The following is a 26894-nucleotide window of genomic DNA, read 5'->3' on the forward strand; positions in this document are numbered from 1 at the left end:
GCACCCGACGGGCGCGCACCCATCGGGGGCGATGATGGATCTGCTGGCTCTGGGGCCTCTCGAACTCTGGCAGGACGGACGGCGGCACGAGCTCGGTTCGCCGAAGGAGCGCTGCGTACTCGCCGTCCTGGTGCACGCGCACGGCGAGCCGGTCTCCCTCGACACCCTCATGGACCGCGTCTGGGACGACGAGCCGCCCCGCACGGCGCAGGACACGCTGCAGAGCTATCTGTCCCGGCTGCGTTCCCGCCTCGCGAGGGCGGCGGGCGAGCAGGCCCGCCTGGAGCGGTACGCACCCCGGCTGTACCGGCTACAGGTCGCTCCGGACGCTCTCGACCTGCAACGTCACCGGCGGCTCCGGGCCGGGGCCGCGGTGAACTCCCGCCGCGGGGAGCGGCACCGGGCCGTCGAACTGCTCCGCGCCGCCGAAGCGCTCTGGCGGGGCGAACCGCTGACGGAGTTCACCGGCGCCTGGGCGCGCTCGGCCCGCACCCGGCTCCTGGAGGACCACCGCCGGGTGCGGGAGGAACGGATCCGCCTGGAGCTCGAACTCGGGCGGCACGCGGACCTGATCGGCGAGCTGCACGAGCTGGCGACCCAGAATCCCCTGGCCCAGCGGGTGATCGCCGCCCTGATGCTGGCCCTGTACCGCTCGGGCCGCGACGACGAGGCGCTGGGCCTGTACCGCGCGACGCGCGCCCGGCTCCACGACGACCAGGGCATCGAGCCCGGCACCGACCTCCAGGAACTGCACCTGCGCATCCTCGGACAGGACCGGGGCCTTCGGACGACCGCCGCCCGGGGCCCCGGCCTGGGCGCGGACCCGGATCCGCCCGACGCCGCCCGGCCCGCGGCGGCCGTCGGCAGACGCGTCCCTGACCGCGAGCCCTCGCCCAGCAATCTGCCGCGGGACATCAGGGACTTCACCGGCCGAAGGAGCGAACTGCGCATCCTCCTGCGCGAGTCCGCGACGCCCAGGACGGAACCCGTCGACTTCACGGCGCCCCCGTCGGACTCCACGGCGACACCCCCGGGCCCCGCGCCGGCCCCCTCAGCTCTTTCGGCCCTTTCAGCCCCGACGGCCCCGACGGCTCCCTCCGGCTCCCCCGGGGACACTGCGAAGACCACCGGCTCCGGCTCCCTCGGGGACGCCGCGAAGACCACCGGCTCCGGCTCCCTCGGGCTCACCGCCCTCCCCCTCGTCGTCATCCACGGCATGCCCGGCGTCGGCAAGACCGCGCTCGCGCTGCACGCGGCCCACCGTCTGACGTCGGTCTGCCACGACGGCCAGTTCTACGTCGACCTGCGCGGGTACGGCGCCCTGCCCCCGTACGACCCCGCCGAGGCGCTCGCCGTCCTGCTGCACGCCGCCGGGGTCGCCTCGGTCGCCGAGGACCTGCCCCGGTCGCTCGACGACCGCGTCACGCTCTGGCGCGAGTGGACGGCCCGCCGTCACGTCCTGGTCGTCCTCGACAACGCCCGCGACGCGGATCAGGTCCGTCCGCTGCTGCCCGGCACCGCGTCCTGCCGCGCCATCGTGACGAGCCGGAACCGGCTCACCGGACTGACCGGCGCGACCCCGCTGTGCCTGGAGGCGCTGTCCACCGCGGAGGCCACCGCGCTGTTCACGCGGGTGGCAGGAGCGGGCCGGCTCGCCTCCGACACCGCGGCGCTCGCGCGCGCCGTCGCCGCGTGCGGCCGCCACCCTCTGGCGCTGCAACTCCTCGCGAGCCAGTTCCGGCACCGCGACTCCTGGAGCCTGGAGCACCTCACCAACCGCCTCGTGCAGGCCGCCGACCCGCTCGACGAGTTCGACGACGACGCGGTGGCCTCGGCCTTCACCCTGTCGTACACCGAACTGGCGCCGGAAAGCGCACGGTTGCTGCGCCGCCTCGCGCTGCACCCTGGCCCCGACATCACGTTGCGCGCGGCGACGGCGCTCGCCGCGGACGAGGGCGCCGACGCGCCGCCGACCGCCCCCGCCACGCTCGCGGTCCGCACCCGCAGAACCCTCGACCGGCTCATCGAACGCAACCTCGTCGAGGAGCCGGTGGCCGACCGCTACCGGCTGCACGACCTCACCCGCGCTTTCGGACTGCGGATGTGCCTGCGCGACGAGCCGCGGACGGTGCGGCGCGCGGCGCTCGAACGGCTGGTCCACTGCTATCTGACCGGGGCGTACCGCGCCGCCGTTCGCGCCGGTCCGCCGCACCGCGTCCTGCTGCCCGGCCCCGCACCGGCTTGCCCGTACGCACCCGACTTCCGCGACGCGGACGAGGCCACGGCATGGCTGAGCGTCGAGCGCGGAAACCTGCTGGCCCTGGCGCGTGCCGCGGCCACCGGGCCGGGGGCGCACGCGGTGCTGTTCCCGCACGTCCTGGCGACGTCGCTGCGCCTGTGGGGAGCGTGGGACCTGGCCGCCGACCTGTTCGAGTCGGCGGTGGCGGCGGCCCGCGGCCGCGACAACCCGCCGGAGCTGGCGCGGGCCCTGGTCGAGCACGCGAACGTCCTCACGCAGAAGGGGTCCGGCAAGGCGCTGCACCGGGCCACCGAGGCCCTGCTGCTCTTTCAGGAGTTGAACGACGACCGAGGCCACGCGGACGCGCTGCTCCAGTCCGGACGCGCCCACTTCGCGGCCGGGCAGAGCAGCATGTGCCTGCGGGTCCTGCGGGCGGCGCAGTCGCTGTACCGGCGCGTGCGGGACCCCTACGGGCAGGCCGAAGTGGCCAACATGGCGGGGGTGGCACTGCACGCGGCGGGCCGTCACCAGGAGGCGCTGGAGCAGTTCCGCACGATGCTCCGCATCCACGAGGGCACCGGGTATCTCTACGGCCAGTTGCGCGCCCTCAACAACGTGGGCGAGGTCCACCGCCTCGACGGGCGCCACGAGGAGGCCCGCGCCCACTACGAACGTTCCCTGCGCCTGGCCCACACCGTCGGTGGCCGCCAGGAGCTCGCGAACCTGCTGACGAACCTGGGCAACGTCTGCCGGGAGACCGGCCAGGTGGAGCAGGCCCTGGCCTACTTCCGCCGCGCCCTCACCAGTTACCGCGCCGCGGGGGACGCGCGCGGGGAGGCGGACACCCTGATCAGCCTCGGTTCCACCTGCGCCGCCGGGAGACAGCCCGACGAGGCGCTCCTGGCCTTCACCGAGGCGGCCCGCATCGCCCGCGGCATCGGCAGCCCCCTCGATCTGCAGGCCGCGCTCCTCGGCACCGGTACGGCGCTGCGTCTGCTCGGCCGGTACGAGGCAGCCCGCGACACCCACCGCGAAGCCCTGCGCCTGGCCCGCGAGGTCGGCCACCCGCTCGGCGCGGCGCGGGCCCTCGACGGCCTGGCCCGCACGGCCCTGCGGACACAGGACGCGCCCTCCGCTCGGGGTTGCGCGGAGGGCGCCCTTGAACTCTACGAACGGCTCGGCTGCGAGGGCCGGTCACGGGATCTCCGGCGGGCCTTGGCCGAGGCCGGGACGGCTAGCGGCCCGGCCACCACCACATGAAGATGCGCTGCACGCCGGGCTGCGGCGTGGGCTCGATGGTGCTGCTGAGGCCATTGTTGCGACGTGCCAAGCGCACTGGCGTTCCTCTGTTTCTTGAAAGAACCGGACCCCCGCCTTCGACAAGAACCGTAGCGATGTAAACCCGTGAGCGGAACCGGTTGATCACAAAAAGCCGGGCGTCATTCCGACAGCCGCAGCGAGATCGAGTTGATGCAGTACCGCTGGTCGGTAGGCGTCGGATACCCCTCGCCCTCGAAGACATGGCCGAGGTGCGAGCCGCAGCGCGCGCAGCGGACCTCCGTGCGGACCATGCCGTGCGAGCGGTCCTCGATCAGTTCGACGGCGTCGGAGTCCTTCGGGTCGTAGAAGCTCGGCCAGCCGCAGTGGGAGGCGAACTTCTCCTCGGAGGTGAAGAGCTCCGCACCGCAGGCGCGGCAGGAGTAGACACCCTTGGTCGTGGTGTCGGTGTACTCGCCGCGGAACGCGGGCTCCGTGCCGGCCTGGCGCAGGACCTGGTACTCGGCGGGGGTCAGTTCCGCACGCCACTGCTCGTCGGGCTTCTCGACGTCGTACGACATGGGTGGCATCCCCTTCTGGTGCGGTCCCGGCCCCGGCGGGGGCCGGGACGGTTCACTTCGGCGGTTCGGCGCTCACTTCGACAGTTCGGCCAGGATCAGCGGGCCGAGGTCGGTGACGTCGCCCGCTCCCATGGTGAGAACGAGATCACCGGGCTCCGCCATTCCCGCGATCACCGCGGGCGCCGTCTCCTTGTCGTGCACGGCACGCACGTCGGCACCGGCCGCGTGGGCGGCGTCGATGATGAGGCCGCTGGTCACGCCGGGGATCGGGTCCTCGCGGGCCGGATAGATGTCGAGGACCACGGAGGCGTCGGCGAGCGCGAGCGCCTGGCCCATCTCGGTGCCCAGCTCCTGGGTGCGCGAGAACAGGTGCGGCTGGAAGAGCACGAGCAGGCGGGCGTGCCCGGCACCGGCGGCCGCGGCGCGCATGGCCTCCAGGTCGGCGGTCATCTCCGTCGGGTGGTGCGCGTAGGAGTCGACGACCTGGACGCCCGCGGCCTCGCCCTTGAGCTGGAGGCGGCGCTTCACACCCGTGTACGAGGCCAGGGCCGGGGCCAGCTCGGCGGCCGGGACGCCGAGGGCGACACCGGCGGCGAGCGCGGCGACGGCGTTGTGCGCGTAGTGGCGGCCGGGGACCGAGACGGCGAAGCGCAGCTCGGTGCCGTCGATGACGGCGGTGACCTCGCTCTTGAGGCCCTGCGGCGTCACGCCGGTGATCCGCACGTCGGCGTCGGGGGACTCGCCGTAGGTCACGACGCGCAGCTCGGGCCTGCTCTTCGCGATCCGCCGCGTGAGCTCCCGCGCGCCCTCCTGGTCGGCGGCGACGACCAGCGTCCCGCCGGGCACGATCTTGTCGGCGAAGGTCTGGAAGGACTCGTGGATCTCGTCCATCGAGGCGTAGTTGGCGTGGTGGTCCAGCTCCACGTTGAGGACGATCGCGACCTCGGGCGCGTACTTGTGGAAGCTGCGGTCGCTCTCGTCGGCCTCGGCCACGAAGATCTCACCGGTGCCGTGGTCGGCGTTGGAGCCGGGCACGTCCAGGTCGCCGCCGATCGCGTACGACGGGTGCAGACCGAGGGAGGCGAGACTGACCGCGAGCATCGACGTGGTGGTCGTCTTGCCGTGGGTGCCGGCGACGGCGATCGGGCGCAGGCCGTCCATGAGGGAGGCGAGGGCGTCCGAGCGGTGCACGACCGGGATGCCGAGCTCCTCGGCGCGCGCCAGCTCCGGGTTGTCGGCGCGGATCGCGGAGGAGACGACGACGCTGGTCGCGTCGTCCGCGAGGTGGTCCGCGGCGTGCCCGATGTGGACCCGGGCGCCGAGGGCGCGCAGCGCGTCGGCGGTCGCGGAGTCCTTGGCGTCGCTGCCCGCGACCTTCGCGCCGCGCTGCGCGAGGATCTTCGCGATGCCCGACATTCCGGCGCCGCCGATGCCGATGAAGTGCGGTCGGTCCATGGCGGTGGGAAGGCCGGGGGCCATGTTTCTCTCCCGAGAGGGTGTGACGGTACGTACCGGGCCCACCCTAGCGGGGCCCGCCCCCGGCGCCTCGCCCGACCGTTTCCCTCGTGCTCACGTACTGTGGGCGAACAGCTTCAGGACCGGCACGCCCACCTTGTGCCGCGCCCGCGAGGCCCAGTCGCGGTGGAAGAACTCCTCCACCAGATGGGGCTCGGTGAGCACGATGACCTCGTCCGCCCCCACCTCGTCGACCAGTTCCTGGAGCACGTCCAGGGGGTGCCGCTCGATCAGGCGGCCCTCCGCGGCGCTGCCCGTCGCCCGCAGCGCCATGAGGGACACCTGCAACGCCTGCCCGGCGGGCCCCAGGGCGTCCTTCCCCTCGGGCACCTCGCCCTCGCGGACCGCTTCGTCGAATTCGCCGAGCGCCACGTCGTCGATGGCGCGCAGCAGCCGGTCCGCCTGGTCGCCGCGCGGCTGGAGGAGCACATGGAAAGTGACCGGCTCGTCGCCGTGCAAGGTGCTGACGAACTCCACGTCGGCGGACGTGAGGGCCTTCTCGATCATCAATACGCTGGTGAACACGACAGGCGACCGTCCTTCTCTTCCGTGGGCCGTGCGACCGGCACCCTGCGGAAACCATCCTTCCCCCGCCCGAGACGGGGTCGCGAGACTTAGTGTGCCCCGCGGAAGCGAAACGGAACGGGATATTCCGCTGATTGTCGGTGCGATTGTCAGATGCCGCGCCGGTAGCGCGTGTACAGGAACCCGGCCTCTTCGAGCACGGACGTCAGTACGAATCGCTCGGGCACCGCGAGCCCCGGTCCGCCCGCGATCCGCTGGGCGCTCCCCGCGGTCAGGAGCGGCGACACCGACAGGCACAGCTCGTCGAGCGCGCCGGCCGCGACGAACTGTCCGAGCAGCCGCGGCCCGCCCTCGGTGAGCAGCCGCGTCAGGCCCCGCGCGCCCAGCTCCCGCACGACCCGCCCGGGGTCCGCCCCCGCGCCCTCGCCCGCGATCACCACCTCCGCCCCCGCCTGCCGCGCCGCCTCCATCCGGTCGGCGGGCGCGGCGGCGCCGGTCACCACGAGGGTGGGCGTGCGCGGGGCCGTGAACAGGGGCAGGGAGAAGTCCAGGTCGAGGCCCGCGCTCACGACCGCGATCGCGGGGACCACGGCCTGGCCCGCCGCCGCCCTGCGGGCCGCGAAGGCGTCCCGCGACCTGGCGGGCCGGTACCCCTCCTGGCGTACCGTTTCCGCACCGACGACCACGGCGTCCGCGAGGGAGCGCAACGTACCGAAGACGCGCATGTCGGTGTCGCTGGACAGGGGCTGGGAACGGCCGTCGTGCTGGGCCGCGCCGTCGAGGGACGAGACCATGTTGGCGCGCAGCCAGGCGGTGGGGCCGGACCCGCACAGCTCCGGGTAGGCGTAGGCGTCGGCGAGCTCGTCCAGGGTCCACTCCCGGTCCGCCCCCTGTGGCGCACCGTCCGGAACGCTCTTCACCGAGGTCGGCGCTGGTGTGTGGTCGGTCACAGGGAACAGGCGTCGCATGCCGGGCAGTCTTACACGGCGCCGATACGGCTCTACAGTGGAGAACCGTGTCAGCCACCACCCCCGCCGGGCAGAGCCCGATACCCGCAGCGGCCCCCGCATCCCTGAGCACCCGCGAGCCGCAGGTGCCCGCGGACCGTCTCGTCGCCGAGATGGTGCCGCCGCCGCGGTTCGACTCGGCCCGCTTCGCCACGTACATCCCGGACCCGGGTCAGCCGAGCCAGGCCGAGGCCGTGCGCGTCCTCAGCGGCTTCGCGGAGGGGCTCGGCGGGGCGCACGCCACGGGCGCGGGCAAGCGCCGCTGGTTCGCACGGGCGAAGCAGCCGGCTCCGGCAGGGCCGCGCGGCGTCTACCTCGACGGCGGGTACGGCGTCGGCAAGACCCACCTCCTGGCGTCCCTGTGGCACGCCACTCCCGCGGAGCCCGCGCTCAAGGCCTTCGGCACCTTCGTGGAGCTGACCAACCTCGTCGGCGCGCTCGGCTTCCAGCAGACGGTGCGGACGCTCAGCGGTCACCGCCTGCTGTGCATCGACGAGTTCGAACTGGACGACCCGGGCGACACCGTCCTGGTGTCGTCCCTGCTCGGCAAGCTCGTGGAGGCGGGCGTCGCGCTCGCCGCGACCTCCAACACGCTGCCCGGCAAGCTGGGCGAGGGCCGGTTCGCCGCCGCCGACTTCCTGCGCGAGATCCAGGGCCTGTCGGCGCACTTCAAGGCCCTGCGCATCGACGGCGAGGACTACCGCCACCGCGGCCTGCCCGAGGCCCCGGCCCCGTACTCCGACGAGCAGGTCACCAAGGCCGCGTACGCGACGCCGGGCGCGAGCCTCGACGACTTCCCGCAGCTGCTCGGGCACCTGGCGCGCGTGCACCCCAGCCGCTACGGCGCCCTCACCGACGACCTCACCGCCGTGTGCCTCACGGACGTCACGCCGGTGCCCGACCAGTCGACGGCGCTGCGCCTGGTCGTCCTCGCCGACCGCCTCTACGACCGCGAGGTGCCCGTGCTCGCCTCCGGAGTGCCGTTCGACGCGCTCTTCAGCGAGGAGATGCTGGCCGGCGGCTACCGGAAGAAGTACTTCCGTGCGATCTCCCGGCTGACCGCGCTGGCACGCGACGCGAAGCCGCTGGTGGCGGGCTGAGGGTCCGGCCCCAGGCCCCGTCAGGGGCGCGGGGAACTGCGCGACCAGCCACGACGCGTCCGCGGTCGAAGGATCCGCCCCGGGGACGGAGCCGCCGCCCGCGAGGCGGACCGGGCCCGCGTTCAAACTCTCGTGCGAGGCAGCCCTGCGTGATACACACATGCGGGTCAGTTCCTGTCCGCCAGCAGGAGGTTGCCATGCCCGACACCGAGATGTCCGCAGCCGAGACACCCGCGACCGAGATATCCGCGACCGAGACACCCGCGACCAGACGCCAGATACTCGCCCGCACCGGAGCCCTGGGGGCGTCCATCGCCTTCACCGGCGCCCTGTCGGAACTCTTCGCGGGCACCGCCACCGCGGCCGCGCGGGGCAGGAGCGGCTACGGCCCGCTCGTGCCCGATCCGGACGGTCTGCTCGATCTGCCGAAAGGTTTCCGCTATCGGGTCCTCTCGCGTGAGGGGGACGATCTGCGCTCGGGCGAGGGCAAGGTGCCGAGCAACCACGACGGGATGGCCGCGTTCGGGGGCCGGCGCGGCGGGGTGCACCTGGTGCGCAACCACGAGAACCGCCCGACGGCGCCGCTCGGCGTCCCGACGGTCGAGGGCCTGACCTACGACCCGGCGGCCAAGGGCGGCTGTACGGCGCTCGCGCTCGACCGGCGCGGCCGGGTGGTGGACGAGCGCGTCGCCATCGCCGGTACCGCCGTCAACTGCGCGGGTGGGCCCACCCCGTGGGGCACCTGGCTGACCTGCGAGGAGACCGAGGACAAGGCCGGTACGAACGGCTACACCAAGGATCACGGCTTCATATTCGAGGTCGACCCGGTGGACCCGCGGCGCTCCGGTGCCGTCCCGCTGACCGCCATGGGCCGCTTCCAGCACGAGGCGATCGCCGTCGACCCGTGGCGCGGCGTCGTCTATGAGACGGAGGACGCCTTCCAGCGGCCCTTCGGCCTCTTCTACCGCTTCCTGCCGGACAGGCCCGAGGGCGGCCGGGGCTCGCTGCGCGCGGGCGGGCGGCTCCAGGCGATGCGGGTGCCGGGCGTGCCGGACCTGTCCGCCGTGCAGGAGCCGGGCGCGTCCTTCGACCGCGTGGAGTGGGCCGACGTACCCGACCCGCTGGCGGCCCGCACGCCCGTACGCCACCAGGACTTCGGCCCGAAGGGGATCACCCACGCGCAGAAGCTGGAGGGCTGCTACTGGGGCGGCCGCTGCGTCTACTTCGTCTCCAGCTACGCGCGCGGCGCGGAGGGCTCGGCCGCCGACCACCACGGCCAGGTGTGGCGGTACGACCCGGCGCGGCGCCGCCTCACGCTGGTGATCGTGTTCGGCCCCGGCACCGACGTGCAGCTGCCCGGCGAGTCCCCCGACAACATCTGCCTCGCGCCGAGCGGCGGCCTGATGGTGTGCGAGGACGGCGGCGGCCTCCAGCACGTGTACGGCGTGACGCGCGGCGGCGAGGTCTACGCGATGGCGCGCAACGCCCAGAACACGGGCACCCCCGACAAGCCGGAGTGGGGCGAGTTCGCGGGCGTCGCCTTCTCGCCCGACCACGACACGATGTACGTGAACTGCTACACCCCCGGCACGACGTTCGCCGTGACGGGGCCCTGGCACAGGTAGCGCCCGCCCGCGGCCGCCCCGTTCCGTCGTCCGGGTACGGGGCGGTGGCGGCAGGGCGGTGGCACGGCGGGGCCGGTGGCTCAGGTGGCCGGGGCGAGCCGCCACAGGGAGGTGACCTCGGCGGCGCGAGCCGTGTGCAGCGGGTCCGAGGCGTCGCTCGCACGGGGGTGGCGGGGCTTGGCGTCGAGCCGGTCGACGACGCGCAGACCGGCCGCGGCGAAGGCCTCGTCGAGTGCGTCGCGGGTGCGCAGGCCCAGGTGTTCGGCGAGGTCGGAGAGGATCAGCCAGCCCTCGCCGCCCGGCTGGAGATGGCCTGCGAGCCCGTCGAGGAAGGCCCGCAGCATCGCGCTGTCGGGGTCGTACACGCCCTGCTCCACGGCGGAGGTCGGGCGTGCCGGGAGCCACGGCGGGTTGCACACGACGAGGGCGGCGCGGCCCTCCGGGTAGAGGTCGCCGCTGTCCATGACCTGCACGCGGTCGCCGATGCCGAGGCGCTCGACGTTGTCGCGCGCGCACGCGAGGGCGCGGGGGCTGCTGTCCGTGGCGACGGTCCGGCCGAGACCCCGGCGGGCGAGGACCGCGGCGAGGACGCCGGTCCCGGTGCCGAGGTCGAAGGCGGTGGCGTCCGCGGGGGCGCCGTGGACGGCGGCGGGCAGCGGGGCGGCGGCGACCAGGTCGACGTACTCGCCCCGGACGGGCGAGAACACTCCGTAGTGCGGATGGATGCTGCCGCCGACCGCCGGGACCGGCACACCCTTGCGGCGCCACTCGTGGGCGCCGATCACGCCGAGGAGTTCGCGCAGCGACACGACCGTGCGCCGCCGGGGCGGGCCGTAGGCCTCCGTGCAGGCCGCCCGCACGTCGGGGGCGCGGCGCAGCGCGAGGGAGTGGTCGTCCTCCAGGACGACGAGCAGCATGCCGAGCACCCTGGCCCGGTGGCCGCGGGCCTGCCGGTGCCGGTGGAACGTCTCGGCCGGGGTGGCGCCCGGCTTCGGCGCGAGCCGGTCGAGACGGCTTCCGAGGGCGCGGAGCAGTTGCCGGGCACCCTGGTAGTCGCCCCGCCACAGCAGCGCGGTGCCCTCACAGGCGAGGCGGTAGGCCACGGCGGCCTTCGTCCGGTCGTCGGCGACGATCACACGCCGGGGCGCGGGCAGGCCGCTCTCGGAGTGCCAGTGGGCCGTGTACGTCAGCGGGGCGGGGACGGGGCCGGACGTCGGCGCGGCCCCTGAGGCGGCTCCACCGCCGCCCGGGGCGCCGCCTCGCCTCGACCGCGCCGGTGACCGGACTTCTTCGGTCCAGGTGACGTCCGGGGCGTCGGCGATGTCGGGGGCACCCTGGGTGTGGGGGTTGCCGGTGTCACCGGTGTCACCGGTCCTGCCGGAGGGGTTGGCGGGCTCGGACATCGACGGCTCGTCAACTCCTCGGTGGTCGCGATGCGCGGATTCCCGGAGACGTGCGGCGACCGGGAAGCGCCTCAGGACGATTCCACAGCCCGTGCCCCCTGGCAAACCCGGCCCCTCGGCACGAATGCCCAGGCGGCGGGCCCTGCGTCGCTCGCGCAGCCGGGTGAGTCCAGAGACCCGCCTACCCCATTAGTCCTATTTACCCATATATCGTCGCTCCGTGATCATTCGCGCACGGACCCGGAACACCCGCACCGCCCTGACGCTCCTCGCCGCGGCCACCCTCTCCCTGACGGCCTGCACCGCGTCCCCCGCCCCCGCGCCCCACCAGCGCCCCGCGGCCCTCAAGGACCGGAACCCGGCCGCCGCGCGCCAGGCGCCGCCGACCCTGGCCCCCGGACCCCAGGGCCTGACCCCGGTCTTCACCAGCGCGCCGCGCGCCGTGCAGGCACCCCGCGGCGCGGCGAAGGCCGCGCCCACCGTCGCCCTCACCTTCGACGCCGACATGACGGCGGACCAGGGTCGGCGCGCCGCTGCGGGCGAACACTTCGACAATCCGCCTCTCGTCGACACCCTGCGCCGCCTGAAGGTCCCGGCGACGTTCTTCATGACGGGCCGCTGGGCCGAGCAGTACCCGGCGCAGACCCGGGACATCGGCCGGGATCCGCTCTTCGAGGTCGCGAACCACTCGTACAGCCACTACGCCTTCACCCCCCGCTGCTACGGCCTGCCCACCGTCGCCCCGCACCGCATGCGCGCCGAGGTGGAGCGCGCCTTCACCGCCCTGCGCGAGTCGGGGGTCGAGCGCCCGGTGCCGTACTTCCGCTTCCCGGGCGGCTGTTACGACCAGCGGGCGCTGCGGGCCATCGCGCCGGCCGGTGTGACGGCGGTGCAGTGGGACGTGGTGGGCGGCGACGCGTTCGCCAAGGACCCCGACGCGGTGGCACGGCAGGTCCTGCAAGGGGTGCGGCCCGGTTCGGTCGTCGTCCTGCACTGCACGCGCAGCGCGGCGCCCGCGACCGAGCGCGCCGTCCGCACGATCGTCCCCGCGCTGCGCGAGCGCGGCTTCCGCTTCGTGCGGGTGTCGGAGCAGATCGGCGCCGCGCGTGGTGCGCGCGATGCGCGGCGGGACGGGGCTCGGCCCGCCGGAGCCCGGCCGGACGGGGCCTGGCCCGACGACACCCGGGCCAGCGGCACCCGACCCGACGGGGCACGACCCGACGACAACGGGGCCAGCGGCACCCGACCCGACGGGGCACGACCCGACGACACCGGGGCCAGCGGAGCCCGACCCGAAGACACCCGGGCCAGCGGCTCCAGGCCCGACGGCCCCCGGGCTGCCGGGGCCGCCCCGAACTAGGCTGGCCGTCATGGCCGACGCCCCCGACACCCCCGACGCACTCGACGCACCCGACGCACCCGACATGCCCGCCCCCGCCCCGGCCCGCCACGCCTCCGGCAGCCCCGAAGCCGCCCCCGGCGCCGTCGACGGCTACTGCGCGCCGGGGCCGTCCGCACCTCCCCCGGGCGCGGGCGGCCCGCCCTTCGCCGAGTGCGTCCTGTGCCGGAAGCCCACGGAGTACCCGGAGTCGCACAAGGGCATCACCCTGTGCCCGGTCTGCGAGTGGCAGGAGGCGCAGCGCACGGCGTGCTCGGGCTGACGCATGACGCCTGACGCCTGACATCCCACGCCGGACGCCTGACGCCTCACATCCGACGCGTGGCATCCGACGCATGACGCATGACCGGCGCAGGAGGAACCGGCAGCCGGGGGGCCGGGCGCACGGGGCCGTCCGGCAGCCGCCCCGCAGCCGGCGCTCGCCCCCTGGCAGACTGGACGCGTGACCAGCAACGAGTACCGCTCCACCGCCTCCGAGGCGGCCGACTCGCGCGACGAGGCCCCGCAGTTCGTCCTGCCCCTGGTGGCCCGCATCGAGCGCGCGGCACCCCCGGCCCGTACGGACGCCCTGGAGACGGCGGCCCGCGCGGTCCTCACGATCCTGAGCGACGAGCGGTCCCTCGGCGACGGCGAGTGGGCGCGGGCCGTGCGGGACTGGCAGGACGCGCGCATCCGCAAGGTGGTGCGCAGGGCGCGCGGCGCGGAGTGGCGCCGCGCGGAGGCGCTGCCCGGCATCACGGTCACCGGCAAGTCGGCCGAGGTCCGCGTCCACCCGCCGGTGCCCCTGGACGGCTGGCCCAAGGACCTGGCCCGCCTCCAGGTCTCCGGCACCGAGCTGGACGACCCGGATCCCGTACCGGACCCCGACCCGGCGGCGCCCGTCCTGTGGCTGAACCCCCACGTCTCGATGTCGGCGGGCAAGACGATGGCCCAGGCGGGGCACGCCGCCCAACTGGCGTGGTGGGAGCTGTCCGAGCCGGACCGCGCGGCCTGGCGCGAGGCGGGCTTCGCCCTGTCCGTCCGCACCGCCTCCCCGTCCCGCTGGGCCGAACTGGTCGCCTCCGGGCTGCCGTTGGTGCGGGACGCGGGCTTCACGGAGATCGCCCCCGGGGAGACCGTCGTGGCCGAGGGAGGCAGCCACGTCTGCCCGCTCCCGCGGAAGGACCCCGCCTGAAACGGCGCGCACCCCCGCGACAGCGTGCCACCCCTCCCCGGGCGAAGCCTTCAGCCCCGCAGCGCCCCCTCCACCGGCCATGTCCGCAGCGTCTCGTCCAGGCGCTCGTACGCCTCGTCGAACCACTCGTCCGTGAGCGTGACCGTCGCCGTCACCGAGGTCAGGGACATCGAGTGGTCGGCGATCGTGACGTGGGCCAGCTCGCCGTCCGGGTCGAGTTCCACGGAGAGTTCCGGGTCCCGGCGGCCGGCGCGCCAGGTGCGGTCCTCGCCGCCGTCCAGGGCGTCGAGGGTCTCCCGCCACTCGGTGAGGTCCTCCGGGGACACCGACGTGGCCAGCGAACCCCGGACGAAGGCGGTGTCGACGAGGATCTCGCCGACGAGCACTTCGACTCCGGAGCGGCCCGGCGCCGGGCGCTTCCCCGTGATGCGGACCGTCACGCTGTTGTCCTCGCCCTCCAGGCTGATCAGGTCGATCGACTCCGCTGACGCCATGGCCCCTCCGTGTTCCCCGTGTTGCCTGCGATACCTGTTGTTGCCCGTACTGCCCGTACTGCCCGTACTGCCCGCACTGCCCGCACTGCCCGTGTTGCCCGTACTGCCCGTGCGCACTGCAATCCTCGGCGCACCGCCCGCGATTGCCTGCCCTTCGGACCCTAGACGACGGCACTGACAACGCCGCGGTTCCGGACGTGCCGCCTCTCGTACCGCGCGACGTGACCCCCGTCACAGAACCTTCACGGTGCTGAACACCGCCGCCACCCCTCCCGTACCTTCCCGTACCACCAAGCAGCCCGGCCCCCGGCCGGGTTGCGGCTCGGGAGGCACCTTGCAGCGCATCAGGCACGTCGGGCGCGTGAACGGCACCGCCCTGATCATCGCGGCCCTCGTCGTCACCGTCGGCGCGCTCGCCTTCCCGGTGTGGTCCTACGCCGACCGCTCCGGCACCGGCGAGGCCAACCTGAACGCCGGGAGCGTGGCGACGCGTTGGGGGCCCCTGTCGGCCACCGACCGGGACTTCCTCGTGAAGGTGCGGCTCGCCGGGCTGTGGGAGATCCCCGCCGGGCAGCAGGCCGTGGAGCGCGCGCCCAGCAAGGCCGTCAAGGACGCGGGCGACCACCTGATCGTCGGCCACACCGACCTCGACCAGCGGGTGCGGGGCGTCTCCGCGCAGCTCGGCGTCGAGCTGCCGAACCAGCCGAGCGACCAGCAACAGGGCTGGCTGCGGGAGTTGACGGCGGCCTCCGGCGAGACGTACCAGCGCAAGTTCGCCAATCTGCTGCGCGTCTCGCACGGCAAGGTCTTCGCCCTGATCGCCCAGGTCCGCGACACCACCCGCAACTCGCTCGTGCGCCAGCTCGCGTCCGACGCCAACCAGACCGTCCTCGACCACATCACCATGCTCGAAGGCACCGGGTACGTCGACTTCGACGCCATCGCGAACGGCTCCGCGGCCACCTCGACCGCGAGCCCCACCGGACCGCCCGCCCCCGGCCGCGACGCGCCCCCCGACCCCGCTCCCGCCGGCCCCACCGGTGACGTCTCCGGCACCTCACGGCCCTCTCCCGCCCCGCCGGGCACCGTCGACACCAACCGTCCGGAACCTCAAATGTAGCTCTGAAACCGCTGATCAGAAGGTTCGGTGCAGACTGTCGGGGTCAAGACTCCCGCTACGGAACGGGCGGGGAGGAACGTCGGCAGGCACACGGAACCGAGGGGGAACCATGACTGCACGGGGGACGACGGTACGAGGTACGGCGGCAGAGAGCACGGTGGCAGGGAGCACGGCGGGAAGTACGGCGGCGGGAGGCGCGGCGGAGCCGGGCGCGGGGCGGGCACCGCGCCTGGGGACCGGGATCGGATGGCGGCCCGAGATCGCGGACGCGGTCGAGCGCATGCCCGGCATCGACTGGGTCGAGGCCGTCGCCGAGAACCTCTGCCCCGGCCATCTGCCGGACTCGCTCCTGCGGCTGCGCGAGCGCGGCGTCACGGTCGTGCCGCACGGTGTCGCGCTGGGGCTCGGCGGCGCGGACCGCCCGGACCCGGCGCGGCTCAGGGCCCTCGCGGAGCGCGCGGAGGCACTCGGTTCGCCGCTGGTCACCGAGCACATCGCGTTCGTGCGGGCCGGGGGCGCGCTCACCGCGTCCCAGGTGCTCGAAGCCGGGCATCTGCTTCCCGTGCCGCGCACCCGGGACGCGCTCGCCGTGCTCTGCGAGAACGTCCGCATCGCGCAGGACGCGCTGCCGGTGCCGCTCGCCGTCGAGAACATCGCCGCGCTGATCTCCTGGCCCGGCGAGGAGCTGACGGAGGGGCAGTTCCTGTACGAGCTGGTCGAGCGCACCGGCGTACGGCTGCTCATCGACGTCGCCAATCTGCACACCAACCACGTCAACCGGGGCGAGGACCCGGCCCGCGCCCTGTCCGAGCTGCCCGTCGAGGCCATCGCGTACGTCCATGTGGCGGGCGGGTTCGAGCGGGACGGCGTCTGGCACGACAGCCACGCACACGCGGTGCCGCGGCCCGTGCTCGACATTCTCGCCGACCTCGCCGCGCGCACGCGCCCGCCGGGCGTGCTCCTGGAACGGGACGAGAACTTCCCGGAGGCCGACGAGCTGGAGCGGGAGCTGGACGCCATCCGGAAGACGGTGGCAGGGGCAGGGGCAGGGACAGGGGCGGCCAGGGCGACTTTCCCACCCGTCGCACCCGCCACCCCCTCGGCCCCCACCGCCGACACCCCCACCCCCACCCCCACCGCCACCGCCACCCCCACCGCCACCGCCACCCGCCAACGCGTGGCGCTCTCCCAGGCCGCCCTGCTCTCCGCCCTCGTCGCGGGCACTCCCGCCCCGGAGGGCTTCGACGGGGCCAGGCTGCGGGTGCAGAGCCGGGCGCTGAGCGCCAAGCGGGCGGACGTCGTGGCGAAGGTCGCGCCGGAGCTGCCGCGGATCGTCGGCCCTGCGTACCGCGCGGCCTTCGTCGCGTACGCCCGTTCGCGGCCCATGACGGACGGCTACCGCAAGGACGCCCTGGACTTCGCCGCCCACCTGCTGCTCGGGGAGGACCCGGACGCCCCCCTCGGTGAGGAGGCGCGCGGTGAGCTGCGGACCTGGTGGCTGGAGCGCTCGGGTCCGAAACCGCCGGGCCGGGGGCCGCTGACGCGCTGGCTGCGGACCCGGACCGGGCGCCGGGCGCTGCGCAGGGCACAGCGCCTCGCGTAACGGGGCCGGCGGACCGCTCCGTACAGACGTCGACGTACTCCTGCCGATACGCCCGCCGCCGCGCCGGGCCGCGCACTAGCGTGCGGTGGCGCACCAGGAGGCGTCATGCGATCCCGACACACCGGCGGCCACGGACCCGTGCGCGGCGACGGCCCCGTACGCACCATCGAATTCAAGCGTCGCGAGGGATTCACGCGTCGCGGCAGATTCACGCGTCGCGACGGACCCGTGCGCGGCGGCGGACTCGGCAGCAGACTCGTCAGCGGCACCGGACTCCTCCTGACGGGGCTCATCGCCACCCTGGTCGCGCTGGTCTGTCCCGTGTGGTCGTACGAGGACCGCTCGGGCACCGGCCTCGACACGCTGACCTCGCAGTCCGTGGCGACGGAGTTCGGGCCGCTGTCCGCGCTCGACCGCGACTTCGTCACCAAGGTGCGGCGCGCGGGCCTGTGGGAGCTGCCCGCGGGCCAGCAGGCACAGGAGCGCGGCACCACGACCGCCGTGCACACGGCGGGCAAGCACCTGGTCGAGGGGCACACCTTCCTCGACGCCCGGGTGCGCGAGGTCGGCGCCGCGCTGCGCCTGGAACTGCCCAGCCAGCCCGACGCCCAGCAGCGGCGCCGCCTCGACGAACTGAGCGCGGCCCGCGGCCCCGCGTACGACGCGAGGTTCGCGAACGTCCTGCGGCGCGCCCACGGCCAGGTCTTCACGCTGGTGGCACAGGTCCGCGCCACCACCCGCAACTCCCTGGTGCGGGCCCTCGCCGACGACGCGAACACCACGGTCCTCGACCACATCAAGGTCCTGGAGGCCACCGGTCTCGTCGACTTCGACGGGCTGGCCCGCGAGGCCGCCACGGCCGCCCCGGGGCCCGTCACCCGCTCCCCCGCCCCGCCGGGCCCCCAGGCCTCGCCCCCGTCCGCCGCCCCCGCGCCCGGCGCGGCGCGGGCCCCGGCACCGCCGACGCCGCCGCTGCCCCCGGCGGTCTCCCGGCCCGACCCCGACCCGGACGGCTGAACCGCGTACGGGGCGGACGTGCCCGTGCCCGAACCGCGGACAGCCGACCGTCCACATCGTGGAATTCCGGTGGCGGGGGCACAGCACCTTCACATAGAAAACCGGCATGTTCTGGGTTCCGTTGCTGCTGCTCGCCTGCGCCCTCTCCCTGCTCACGTGTGCCCGGCTGTGCCTCGCCGCGGTGCGTGCCGCGGCGAGCGAGGCCAGGGGCGCGCATCAGGGGCGCGGGCTCACGCTTTACGAGGCCGCGTTCCTGTCGGGCGGCCCCGGGCGGGTCGTCGACGTGGCCCTCCTGTCGATGGCGCGCAGGCAGCGGCTGCTGCTCGCGCACACCGGGTGGGCGACGGTCGTGGACCCGGTGGCCAAGGACGACATGGAGCGCTCGGTGCTCGGCGCGATCGGGCCCGCGGGGCAGTCGCGGATCGCCCCGGTCCGCAGGACCGCCGCGGCGGCCGACGCCGTGCGGTCGCTTGCGGACCGTCTCGTCGCGGCGGGCCTCGCGGTGCCGGACGGGGCGTGGACGGGCATCGCGGGCGCGGCACGGCAGGTGCGGGCCGCGGCGGTCGCGGTGGTGGCCCTGGGGGTGTGCGCGACGCTGCTGCCCGCGCAGGGGCGCGAGGGGCAGACGCCGGTCGCGGTGTGGTTCGCGCTGCCGTTCTTCCTGACGCTCAGCTCGCTCGCCATCGCGCGGTTCGAGGTGCCGACCACGCGCTGGGCCTCGCCGGCCGGGCAGCGGCTGCTCGGGACGCTGCCCTCGCGGGACGACCTGACGTCGGTCGCCGTGCGTGGCCTGCGCGCCCTGGAGGACCCGGCGCTGCGTGCCGCGCTCTCCCACCGGGACCCGAACCTCGACGGGTACCGCGAGTCGCGTCTCTGACGTCCGTGGGGCTGTGAGGGGGCTTTGGGCCGACACCCGCGAGCCGGTGCTTTACTTCGCCGACCGTCGAACTGAGTATCCCTTTCGATGCGGTTTATCCGATTAAACGACTTGGTGACTCACCGACGCCGACTTCGGGTGGACCGCACGGCCGATCGAGCCGCGCGAAAGGGACACGGAACAGCGATGAGAGCACCTGGAACCCCTCTGTACGGAAGAGCCGTCCGGTACGGAACCGTCGGATCCCTCGTCCTGAGCGCCCTCGCCGCAGCTCCCGCAGCCGGAACCGGGCCGGGCCCCGCGCCCGGTCCCGTCGCCGAGACCCTCGGCACCGGCCTCGCCGTCCAGCGCGCCCACGCCGCAGGCATCCGCTTCGGCGCCTGTGCCGAGGCGGAGAACCTGCCGCCGTCCGTGCGCTGCGGCACGGTCACCGTCCCCCTCGACTACGCCCGCCCCGACGGCAAGCAGATCCGGCTGACGGTCAGCCGGGTCGCGGCCACGCGGAAGGCGGACGGCGAGCGGGTCGACCGGCAGGGCGCGCTCGTCTTCAACCCCGGCGGCCCCGGGGCCTCCGGGATGTACTTCCCGATGGTCGGCCCGATGCCGGAGTGGCGGCGCCTGGCGGCGGCGTACGACCTCGTCGGCTACGCCCCGCGCGGTGTCGGCAGGTCCGCCCCCCTGACCTGCCTAAAGCCCGAGCGGTTCACCGAGGCCCCCACCAACTCGCCGAGCCACCCCGACGCCTCGTACAAGGCGGAACGCGTCGCGCGGGCGAAGGCCTACGTCCGCGGCTGCGCCCGGCACGCGGGCGCCGGCCTGCGCCACTACACCTCCGTGAACAACGCCCGTGACCTGGAGGTGCTGCGCGCCGCCCTCGGCGAGCGGAAGCTGACGTTCATGGGCGCCTCGTACGGCACCTACCTCGGTGCCGTGTACGCGACGCTGTTCCCCGGGCACGTGCGCCGCATGGTCTTCGACTCGGCCGTCAACCCGGACCCGGAGCGGATCTGGTACGGCAACAACCTCGACCAGTCCTTCGCCTTCGAGCGGCGCTGGGCGGACTTCCGCGCATGGGTCGCGAGGCACCACAAGACCTACCTGCTCGGCGCGACGCCCGAGGAGGTGCAGCGCTCCTACGAGACGGTCCGCGCGCGGCTCACGCACGAACCGGCCGGCGGGCGGGTCGGCTCGGCCCAGTTGCAGGCGGCGTTCCTGAAGGCCGCGTACTACGACGACTACTGGCCGATGCGGGCGACGGCCCTGTCGCAGTACCTGAAGGGCAACGCGAAGCCGCTCGTCGAGCAGGCCGCGCCGCACCCGGAGGCGGCCGCCGAGGAGGAGAACGGCAACGCCGTCTACACCGCCGTGCAGTGCAACGACGCCCCTTGGCCCACCGACTTCGCCGTCTGGGACCGCGACAACACGCGCCTCGCCCGCGTCGCCCCCTTCGAGACCTGGGACAACGCCTGGATGAACCTGCCGTGCGCGTACTGGCCCGAGCCGCGCCAGGAGCCGGTGGACGTGGGCGCCACCGCGGACGCGCTGCCGCCGACCCTGATCCTGGCCGCCGAACGGGATGCCGCCACGCCGTACGCGGGCGCCCTCGAACTGCGCCGCAGGCTCGGCGGTTCGGCCCTGGTGACCGAGCGGGACGCGGGTACGCACGGCATCGGGGGCGGCCCGAACGCCTGCGTCAACGGCCACTTGGAGGCGTACCTCCTGAAGGGGCGCCTCCCCGCCGGGCGCGCGGCGTGCGCTCCGCGCCGGGCACCGGAGCCCCTGGTGGGGCCGCGCGCGGCGGCGCGGCCCCACGTGGTCTAGCCACGGCACGGTCCGCGCCGTCCTGCCGTGACACGGTCCCACCGCGGCGCAGGGGCGGCTACAGCGCGCCGAGCCGCTCCAGCGGGAACGGCGGCTGCGCCAGCGGGCGCACCGCGAGCCGGGTCAGCGGCAGCGCGTTGTCGTCGCCCGCGGTGCGGTTGGCGTGCAGGACGCCGCAGTGGGTGCAGCGGTGGACGAGGACCCATTCGCCGTCGCCGCGTACGGATATGGCGAGGGGTTCCATCCGGGCGCCGCAGTCCGCCGCCCGGTCGCCGGGGGTGTCGTCGACGTGACGGCTCCACAGGCAGTTCGGGCAGTGGTTGCGGTGCTGGGTGCCGGGTGCGGTCGTCGAGACGTCGAGGCCGCACTGGAGGCAGCGGAAGGACTGGACGCGTGCTTCAGCGCGCGCCCGCCGGGAGGTGTTGCGTGACATGGGAGAGATGACTCCTGAGCGATGCGGAAGGGGATGAGCTGAAGGAGTTCCGCAGGGCCCTGGGCATACAACACCGGCTTTCCGTGGGGAGGGTCTCGACGGGAGGGTGCGAACTCCCCGACGGATCACGCGTGATCCGTCAGAGGGCCGCCCTCTCGATGAAACCCCCCGCGCGGCGGGCGCGGCAACCGAATATCGGCGCTGCCGGCTCAGGCGAGGGTCGCCACCAGCTCCGCCACGGACTTGCGGCGGCCGGTGTAGAACGGCACCTCCTCGCGGACGTGCATCCGGGCCTCGGAGGCGCGCAGGTGCCGCATGAGGTCGACGATGCGGTACAGCTCGTCGGCCTCGAAGGCGAGCAGCCACTCGTAGTCGCCGAGGGAGAACGAGGCGACGGTGTTGGCGCGCACGTCGGGGTAGCCCCGGGCCATCTTGCCGTGGTCGGCGAGCATGCGGCGGCGGTCCTCGTCGGGCAGCAGGTACCAGTCGTAGGAGCGCACGAAGGGGTACACCGAGACGTAGTCGCGGGGCGTCTCGTCGGCGAGGAACGCCGGGATGTGCGACTTGTTGAACTCGGCGGGGCGGTGCAGCGCCATGTTCGACCACACCGGCTCCAGGGCGCGCCCGAGCCGGGTGCGGCGGAAGAGGTTGTAGGCCTCCTGGAGCTCGTCCGCGGTCTCGGCGTGCCACCAGATCATGACGTCGGCGTCGGCGCGGAGGCCGGACACGTCGTAGGTGCCGCGGACGGTGACGTCCCGGGCGGCGAGCTTGTCGAACAGCTCCTGGACCTCGTCCGCGTACCCGGCGCGGTCCTCGGGCAGGACGTCGCGGAGCTTGAAGACGGACCACAGCGTGTAGCGGATGACCTCGTTGAGGTCCTTCGCCTTCTTGCCCGCGTTCGGGATCTTGGCGGAAGCTTCGTCACTCATGGGCCTATTCTCCCGCGCCGCCGTGGAGGCTCTGCACCGGGTCGGCGGTGAGTCCGCGCACTCCGGAGAGGTCCCCGAAGAGCTGGTCGACGGCGGCGTGCGCACCGGCGACACAGGCCGGGATGCCCACTCCGTCGTACGCCGCTCCGCAGACCACGAGGCCCGGCACCCGCGCCACGTGCTCCCGGACGCGGGCCACGCGCGCGTGGTGGCCGACCGGGTACTGCGGCAGGCCCTCGTACCAGCGGGTGACGGCCGAGTCGACGGGGGCGGCGGCCAGGCCGGTGGCCGTGCGCAGGTCCTGCCGGGCGACGTCGACGAGTTCCTCGTCGGGGCGGCCGAGGTCCTTCTCGTCGCCGTGCCGGCCGACGGAGGCGCGCAGCACGAACAGGTCGGGGTCCTGGTCCGCGATCCAGCCCCACTTCTGGGTCGCGAAGGTGGAGGCCTTGATGGTGCGTCCGTCCACGGGCGGCACCAGGAACCCGCTCCCGGCGGGCAGCACGGCCGTGTCGGAGCGCCGGTAGGCGAGGGTGATCAGGGCCATGGAGGCGTACTCGACGGCGCGCAGCTCGGCGGCGGCGCCGGGTACCTCGCGGTCGAGGAGCCGGGCGGCGGCGGGGGCGGGCAGAGCGACGACGACGGCGTCGGCACGCTCGACGCGCCCGCCGTCGCCCCGGCCGCCCCGATTCCCTTGACCGCCCCGGTCGCCCTGGTCCCTCCGGTCGCTCCGGTCGCTCCGGTCGCTCCGGTCGCTCCGGTCGCTCCGGCCATCATCGTCGCCCCGGCCCCCGCCGTGGCCGCCGTGGCCACCATCGCCACCGTCGCCGCCCACGCGCACCTCCCAGCATCCGCCTCCACCTGAGCCGTCGCCGTCGCCGTCGCCTTCGGCGACGCGGCGCAGGCCGTGCACGGGGGCGTCGAGCACGATCGTCCCGCCGCGTGCCCGGACGGCGTCCGCGACCGCGAGCGGGAGGGTGCCGACGCCGCCGTCGATGCCCATGAACACGGGGCCGGTCTGCTGGTGCCGCGCCGCGCGGGCCTGGAGGGCGCGGACGCCTTCGGTGAGCGAGGTGTGGCCGCGGGCGGCCTCGAAGAGCTGCGGTACCGCCGCGCGCATCGAGATGCGGTAGGCGTCGCCCGCGTACACCCCGCCGAGCAGGGGTTCCACCATGCGGTCGACGACCTCGCGGCCGAGGCGCGCCGCGACGTACTCGCCGACCGCGACGTCGTCGCCGACCTCCGTGCGCGGCAGTTCGCGGTCCTGCGCGATACGGCGGAGCCCGTCGTCGGAGAGGATGCCCGCGAGGGCGGCGGCGTCGCCCGGCACGCCCATGACGGTGCCCTTGGGCAGTGGCCGGAGCGCGTCCCGGGTCCACAGGGCGGCGCCCGCCGTGGCGGGCGGCTGGAGCCGGTCGGCGAGGCCCACCTGGCGGGCCAGGGCGACGGCCTCCGGCCTGCGGGCGAGCATCGACTCGGCGCCGAGGTCGACGCGGACGCCGGCGATCTCACCGGCGTGCAGCTTTCCGCCGAGCCGTGCGGAGGCCTCGTACAGGGTGACGCGCGCGCCGGTGTCCAGCAGCCGGTGCGCGGCGGCGAGCCCCGCGATACCGCCGCCGACGACCACGACGTGCAGGGGACCGCTCCTGCCGCTGCCGCCGATGCCACCGCCCGGTCCGGGGGAGCCGCCGCCGTCCGTACCGGGGAAACTGTCCGCTGCGCGCATGCCCCCACTCTCTCAGACCCCTCTGATCCCCCCGACACCCGGACGAGTCCGCTCCGTGACCCTGCCGGGACCGGTCCGGGACCGGCAGGGTCGAACACACGGGGGCGCCCCGGCGTCGTAGGAGCACACTCGCCACGACCCTCGGGGGTACGCAGATGCACTCGTCAAGCACGACCGGCAGGACCGGCACGCACGGCACGTCCAGGCGGCGCCGAGCCGCGCCCGCCGCCCTGCTGCTCGCGCTCGCGCTGGCTCTCGCCGGGTGCGGTGGCGCGGACGACGCCGACTCGGGCGGGGACGCGGCGGCGGCACGGCAGGACACGGCGAAGGGGCCCGCCGGACCCGGCGGCGGCCAGGCGGACGCGGACCAGGAAGGAGGCCACGCCGGGGACCGTGCCGGAGGCCATGCCGGGGAGGCCGGTGCCGCCAAGGGCCGTGAGGGCGGCAAGCCCCGGCGGCCCGGCGGGGTGACGGTGACGCGGCCCTCGGCGGCACCGGCCTCCCACGTGATCCGTACCGCCTCCCTGACGGTGCGCGTCAAGGACGTGCCCCGCGCCGTGGAGCGGGCGCGCACGGTGGCCGAGGACGCGGGCGGACTGGTCGGCGACGAGTCCACGGACCGCGGCCGGCACGGCGACGACCGCTCGCGCGTCGTGCTCCGCGTCCCGCAGGACCGCTACGGCCAGGTGCTCTCCGAACTCGCGGGCGCGGGCCGCCTCGTCAGCCGGTCCGCGAAGGCGGAGGACGTCACCGAGCAGGTCGTGGACGTCGAGAGCCGGATCAGGACGCAGCGGGCGAGCGTGGCGCGGGTGCGGGCGCTGATGGACAGGGCCACCAGGATCGGCGACATCGTGTCCCTGGAGGGCGAGTTGAGCAGCCGTCAGTCGGACCTGGAGTCCCTGCTCGCCCAGCAGGCGTCGCTGAAGGACCGTACCGCGATGGCGACGATCACCCTCACGCTCACCGAGTCGCCGCGCCCGTCGACGGCTGGCGGCGATGACGACGGCACGTCGTTCGCCGACGCGCTGTCCGGCGGGTGGGGGGCCTTCGTGACGCTGCTGGGGTGGGTGGCGGTCGCCCTGGCGGCGGCCCTGCCGTTCGTCGCGGTCGTGGCGCTGCTCGCGCTGCTGTGGCTGCGGGTGGCGCGGCCCCGGCTCACGCGGCGGGGACCCGCGGAATCCGCCGGACCGGAGGCCGCCCGCGCCACCGGGACTCCCGGCGGTCCGGGCAGCGCCTGACGGTGCGGGGGCCCGTAGCGTGGGCGCATGAGCGAACGACTGGTGATCATCGGAGGGGACGCGGCCGGGATGTCGGCCGCGTCCCAGGCACGCAGGCTCAAGGGCCCGCGGGAGCTGGAGATCGTGGCCTTCGAGCGGGGGAACTTCACCTCGTTCTCGGCCTGCGGCATCCCCTACTGGGTGGCAGGCGACGTCGACGAGCGCGACGCGCTGATCGCGCGGACGCCGCAGGAGCACCAGCAGCGCGACATCGACCTGCGGATGCGCACCGAGGTCCTGGAGATCGACCCGCGGGAGCGCCGGGTGCGCGCGCGGGACCTCGCGTCGGGCGCCGAGGAGTGGACCTCGTACGACAAGCTCGTGATCGCCACCGGCGCCCGGCCGCTGCGGCCCGACCTGCCGGGCATCGACGCGCCGGGCGTGCACGGCGTGCAGACCCTCGACGACGGCCAGGCACTCCTGGACACGCTCGGCGACACGGAGGGCCGCCGGGCGGTGGTGGTCGGCGCCGGCTACATCGGCGTGGAGATGGCGGAGGCGCTGCTCCGGCGCGGTTACGAGGTCACGGTCGTCAACCGGTCCGCGGAGCCCATGGCCACCCTCGACCCGGACATGGGCCGCCTGGTGCACGAGGCGATGACCGGCATGGGCATCACGATGGTCAACGACGCCGAGGTCACCGCGGTCCGCACCGGCGACGACGGCCGGGCGCGCGCGGTCGCCACCGAGGACGACGAGTTCCCCGCGGACGTGGTGGTGCTCGGCATGGGCGTGCGGCCCGAGACGGAGCTGGCCCGCGCCGCGGGGCTGCCGCTCGGTGACCACGGCGGGCTGCTCACGGACCTGTCGATGCGCGTACGGGGTCCCGTGGCGGACGGCGCGATCTGGGCGGGCGGCGACTGCGTGGAGGTGCTCGACCTGGTGTGGGGCCGCGAGCGGCACATCGCGCTCGGCACCCACGCCAACAAGCACGGGCAGGTCATCGGCGCGAACGTGGGCGGGGGCTACGCGACGTTCCCGGGTGTCGTCGGCACGGCCGTGAGCAAGGTGTGCGACCTGGAGATCGCCCGCACGGGCCTGCGCGAGAAGGACGCGCGCTCGGCGGGGCTTCAGTACGAGGCGGTGACCATCGAGTCGACGAGCCGCGCCGGTTACTTCCCCGGGGCGGCCTCGATGGCGGTGAAGATGCTCGCCGAGCGGCGCACGGGCCGCCTCCTCGGCACCCAGATCGTGGGCCGCGAGGGCGCGGGCAAGCGGGTCGACGTGGCGGCGGTCGCGCTCACCGCCCGGATGACGGTGGAGCAGATGACCGCCCTCGACCTGGGCTACGCGCCGCCGTTCTCACCCGTGTGGGACCCGGTCCTGGTGGCCGCGCGCAAGGCGGTTGCGGCGGTACGGGCGGGCTCCGCCGCGTAGGGGCGGCGGGACACGGGGGGCGAGCGGGGCGCCGGGCGGGGCTTGATACGCCCGGCGCCAGGCCCTGCCGGTACGCGTCAGGCGCGCAGGTCAGAACGCGCTTTCCGGCGTTCCGGCGGGCCCTGCGACAGTGACACGGCATGGCTGATTTCCTTCGTAGACCCGAAGCCCCTCCCCCACCCGAACACGCCGGGCGCACCCCCTATACATGCATATGCCACGCACTACGTCGACGAGGCAGGCCGACCCCTGTTGAGCGGCCACGCCGCCGCGCCCCCCGCGCCACCCACCCCCACCCGGGCGCATCCGCCTCCCCTCGCGCACCGCATGACACACCTCTTCGCAGGTCCCAGCTCTTTTCCGCCACTTTTCACAGAATCAGCACAGGCACCACAACC

At 74.5% G+C, this 26894-nt stretch carries 21 protein-coding genes and 1 pseudogene; 13 read left to right on the top strand and 9 right to left on the bottom strand.

Going from position 1 to position 26894, the window contains the following annotated elements:
* Positions 1-31: 31 nt before the first annotated feature.
* Positions 32-3499 (top strand): AfsR/SARP family transcriptional regulator, encoded by a 3468-nt coding sequence (locus GPA10_RS16705; protein WP_157166200.1) that lies wholly within the window; start codon positions 32-34, stop codon positions 3497-3499.
* Between the two features lie 179 nt (positions 3500-3678).
* On the opposite strand, the gene msrB is transcribed toward GPA10_RS16705, so the two are convergent.
* From msrB to GPA10_RS16725, 4 genes are all read right to left on the bottom strand, one after another.
* The gene (gene msrB / locus GPA10_RS16710) at positions 3679-4077 is read right to left on the bottom strand and encodes a peptide-methionine (R)-S-oxide reductase MsrB (RefSeq protein ID WP_058849354.1); all 399 of its coding nucleotides are present in this window, start codon (positions 4075-4077) and stop codon (positions 3679-3681) included.
* Between the two features lie 72 nt (positions 4078-4149).
* Complete coding sequence (gene murC, locus GPA10_RS16715; protein WP_157166201.1) at positions 4150-5556, bottom strand: UDP-N-acetylmuramate--L-alanine ligase; 1407 nt, start codon at positions 5554-5556, stop codon at positions 4150-4152.
* A gap of 90 nt (positions 5557-5646) precedes the next feature.
* On the bottom strand, positions 5647-6099 hold the full coding sequence (locus GPA10_RS16720) for an indole-3-glycerol phosphate synthase (RefSeq protein WP_157166311.1): 453 nt from the start codon (positions 6097-6099) through the stop codon (positions 5647-5649).
* Between the two features lie 167 nt (positions 6100-6266).
* A complete protein-coding gene (locus GPA10_RS16725; protein WP_157166202.1) occupies positions 6267-7085 on the bottom strand; it encodes a pyrimidine reductase family protein in 819 nt (272 codons plus the stop codon).
* Between the two features lie 47 nt (positions 7086-7132).
* Between GPA10_RS16725 and zapE the strand changes: the two genes are divergently transcribed.
* Both zapE and GPA10_RS16735 read left to right on the top strand, forming a co-directional pair.
* Positions 7133-8224 (top strand): cell division protein ZapE, encoded by a 1092-nt coding sequence (gene zapE / locus GPA10_RS16730; protein ID WP_058849358.1) that lies wholly within the window; start codon positions 7133-7135, stop codon positions 8222-8224.
* Between the two features lie 212 nt (positions 8225-8436).
* A complete protein-coding gene (locus GPA10_RS16735) occupies positions 8437-9849 on the top strand; it encodes an alkaline phosphatase PhoX (protein ID WP_157166313.1) in 1413 nt (470 codons plus the stop codon).
* Positions 9850-9929: 80 nt separating this feature from the next.
* On the opposite strand, the gene GPA10_RS16740 is transcribed toward GPA10_RS16735, so the two are convergent.
* Positions 9930-11252, bottom strand: a complete 1323-nt coding sequence (locus GPA10_RS16740; protein ID WP_246259228.1) for a methyltransferase — start codon at positions 11250-11252, stop codon at positions 9930-9932.
* A gap of 220 nt (positions 11253-11472) precedes the next feature.
* On the opposite strand from GPA10_RS16740, the pseudogene GPA10_RS16745 reads away from it, so the two are divergent.
* The 3 genes and pseudogenes from GPA10_RS16745 to GPA10_RS16755 all read left to right on the top strand — a co-directional run.
* Positions 11473-12363: pseudogene (locus GPA10_RS16745) on the top strand (polysaccharide deacetylase family protein); the annotation flags it as partial.
* Between the two features lie 259 nt (positions 12364-12622).
* The gene (locus GPA10_RS16750) at positions 12623-12913 is read left to right on the top strand and encodes a hypothetical protein (protein ID WP_157166203.1); all 291 of its coding nucleotides are present in this window, start codon (positions 12623-12625) and stop codon (positions 12911-12913) included.
* 180 nt (positions 12914-13093) lie between these two features.
* Positions 13094-13825: a peptidyl-tRNA hydrolase gene (locus GPA10_RS16755; protein ID WP_343040973.1), complete on the top strand. Its 732-nt coding sequence runs from the start codon at positions 13094-13096 to the stop codon at positions 13823-13825.
* A gap of 50 nt (positions 13826-13875) precedes the next feature.
* On the opposite strand, the gene GPA10_RS16760 is transcribed toward GPA10_RS16755, so the two are convergent.
* Positions 13876-14319: a DUF5959 family protein gene (locus tag GPA10_RS16760; protein WP_157166204.1), complete on the bottom strand. Its 444-nt coding sequence runs from the start codon at positions 14317-14319 to the stop codon at positions 13876-13878.
* 334 nt (positions 14320-14653) lie between these two features.
* Here GPA10_RS16760 and GPA10_RS16765 point away from each other — a divergent pair, with 334 nt between their 5' ends.
* The 5 genes from GPA10_RS16765 (at position 14654) to GPA10_RS16785 (ending at position 20757) form a co-directional block, all read left to right on the top strand.
* Complete coding sequence (locus tag GPA10_RS16765; RefSeq protein ID WP_157166205.1) at positions 14654-15439, top strand: DUF4142 domain-containing protein; 786 nt, start codon at positions 14654-14656, stop codon at positions 15437-15439.
* A 280-nt stretch (positions 15440-15719) separates the two neighbouring features.
* Entirely contained in the window at positions 15720-17042 is a 1323-nt protein-coding gene (locus GPA10_RS16770) for an MbnB/TglH/ChrH family RiPP precursor modification enzyme (RefSeq protein WP_246259317.1), read from the top strand.
* A 105-nt stretch (positions 17043-17147) separates the two neighbouring features.
* The gene (locus GPA10_RS16775; RefSeq protein WP_157166207.1) at positions 17148-18059 is read left to right on the top strand and encodes a DUF4142 domain-containing protein; all 912 of its coding nucleotides are present in this window, start codon (positions 17148-17150) and stop codon (positions 18057-18059) included.
* A gap of 106 nt (positions 18060-18165) precedes the next feature.
* Positions 18166-18936 carry a TIGR04222 domain-containing membrane protein gene (locus GPA10_RS16780; protein WP_058849361.1) on the top strand — a complete coding sequence of 257 codons (771 nt, stop codon included), beginning with the start codon at positions 18166-18168 and terminating at the stop codon, positions 18934-18936.
* Between the two features lie 186 nt (positions 18937-19122).
* A complete protein-coding gene (locus tag GPA10_RS16785) occupies positions 19123-20757 on the top strand; it encodes an alpha/beta hydrolase (protein ID WP_157166208.1) in 1635 nt (544 codons plus the stop codon).
* Positions 20758-20815: 58 nt separating this feature from the next.
* On the opposite strand, the gene GPA10_RS16790 is transcribed toward GPA10_RS16785, so the two are convergent.
* The 3 genes from GPA10_RS16790 to hemG all read right to left on the bottom strand — a co-directional run bounded on the left by GPA10_RS16790 (position 20816) and on the right by hemG (position 23842).
* Positions 20816-21190 (bottom strand): RNHCP domain-containing protein, encoded by a 375-nt coding sequence (locus tag GPA10_RS16790; RefSeq protein ID WP_058849363.1) that lies wholly within the window; start codon positions 21188-21190, stop codon positions 20816-20818.
* Between the two features lie 209 nt (positions 21191-21399).
* The gene (hemQ, locus tag GPA10_RS16795) at positions 21400-22119 is read right to left on the bottom strand and encodes a hydrogen peroxide-dependent heme synthase (RefSeq protein ID WP_058849364.1); all 720 of its coding nucleotides are present in this window, start codon (positions 22117-22119) and stop codon (positions 21400-21402) included.
* Positions 22120-22123: 4 nt separating this feature from the next.
* Positions 22124-23842, bottom strand: coding sequence for a protoporphyrinogen oxidase (gene hemG / locus GPA10_RS16800; protein ID WP_157166209.1), 1719 nt, complete (start codon positions 23840-23842; stop codon positions 22124-22126).
* Positions 23843-23997: 155 nt separating this feature from the next.
* Between hemG and GPA10_RS16805 the strand changes: the two genes are divergently transcribed.
* Together GPA10_RS16805 and GPA10_RS16810 are read left to right on the top strand one after the other, a co-directional pair.
* Positions 23998-25080, top strand: a complete 1083-nt coding sequence (locus GPA10_RS16805) for a DUF4349 domain-containing protein (RefSeq protein WP_157166210.1) — start codon at positions 23998-24000, stop codon at positions 25078-25080.
* Positions 25081-25107: 27 nt separating this feature from the next.
* Positions 25108-26496: an FAD-dependent oxidoreductase gene (locus GPA10_RS16810; RefSeq protein WP_157166211.1), complete on the top strand. Its 1389-nt coding sequence runs from the start codon at positions 25108-25110 to the stop codon at positions 26494-26496.
* The last annotated feature ends 398 nt before the right edge of the window (positions 26497-26894 follow it).

Origin of the sequence: Streptomyces typhae, assembly GCF_009755605.1 — a bacterium.
GTDB classification, from domain to species: domain Bacteria; phylum Actinomycetota; class Actinomycetes; order Streptomycetales; family Streptomycetaceae; genus Streptomyces; species Streptomyces typhae.

What these genes read in the sequence shown, in the direction of transcription:
- GPA10_RS16705 (WP_157166200.1), top strand. Translation starts at nt 32, where the DNA reads ATGATGGATCTGCTGGCTCTGGGGCCTCTCGAACTCTGGCAGGACGGA.
- msrB (WP_058849354.1), bottom strand. Translation starts at nt 4,077, where the DNA reads ATGTCGTACGACGTCGAGAAGCCCGACGAGCAGTGGCGTGCGGAACTG.
- murC (WP_157166201.1), bottom strand. Translation starts at nt 5,556, where the DNA reads ATGGCCCCCGGCCTTCCCACCGCCATGGACCGACCGCACTTCATCGGC.
- GPA10_RS16720 (WP_157166311.1), bottom strand. Translation starts at nt 6,099, where the DNA reads ATGATCGAGAAGGCCCTCACGTCCGCCGACGTGGAGTTCGTCAGCACC.
- GPA10_RS16725 (WP_157166202.1), bottom strand. Translation starts at nt 7,085, where the DNA reads ATGCGACGCCTGTTCCCTGTGACCGACCACACACCAGCGCCGACCTCG.
- GPA10_RS16735 (WP_157166313.1), top strand. Translation starts at nt 8,437, where the DNA reads ATGTCCGCAGCCGAGACACCCGCGACCGAGATATCCGCGACCGAGACA.
- GPA10_RS16740 (WP_246259228.1), bottom strand. Translation starts at nt 11,252, where the DNA reads ATGTCCGAGCCCGCCAACCCCTCCGGCAGGACCGGTGACACCGGTGAC.
- GPA10_RS16750 (WP_157166203.1), top strand. Translation starts at nt 12,623, where the DNA reads ATGGCCGACGCCCCCGACACCCCCGACGCACTCGACGCACCCGACGCA.
- GPA10_RS16760 (WP_157166204.1), bottom strand. Translation starts at nt 14,319, where the DNA reads ATGGCGTCAGCGGAGTCGATCGACCTGATCAGCCTGGAGGGCGAGGAC.
- GPA10_RS16770 (WP_246259317.1), top strand. Translation starts at nt 15,720, where the DNA reads ATGCCCGGCATCGACTGGGTCGAGGCCGTCGCCGAGAACCTCTGCCCC.
- GPA10_RS16775 (WP_157166207.1), top strand. Translation starts at nt 17,148, where the DNA reads ATGCGATCCCGACACACCGGCGGCCACGGACCCGTGCGCGGCGACGGC.
- GPA10_RS16780 (WP_058849361.1), top strand. Translation starts at nt 18,166, where the DNA reads ATGTTCTGGGTTCCGTTGCTGCTGCTCGCCTGCGCCCTCTCCCTGCTC.
- GPA10_RS16785 (WP_157166208.1), top strand. Translation starts at nt 19,123, where the DNA reads ATGAGAGCACCTGGAACCCCTCTGTACGGAAGAGCCGTCCGGTACGGA.
- GPA10_RS16790 (WP_058849363.1), bottom strand. Translation starts at nt 21,190, where the DNA reads ATGTCACGCAACACCTCCCGGCGGGCGCGCGCTGAAGCACGCGTCCAG.
- hemQ (WP_058849364.1), bottom strand. Translation starts at nt 22,119, where the DNA reads ATGAGTGACGAAGCTTCCGCCAAGATCCCGAACGCGGGCAAGAAGGCG.
- hemG (WP_157166209.1), bottom strand. Translation starts at nt 23,842, where the DNA reads ATGCGCGCAGCGGACAGTTTCCCCGGTACGGACGGCGGCGGCTCCCCC.
- GPA10_RS16805 (WP_157166210.1), top strand. Translation starts at nt 23,998, where the DNA reads ATGCACTCGTCAAGCACGACCGGCAGGACCGGCACGCACGGCACGTCC.
- GPA10_RS16810 (WP_157166211.1), top strand. Translation starts at nt 25,108, where the DNA reads ATGAGCGAACGACTGGTGATCATCGGAGGGGACGCGGCCGGGATGTCG.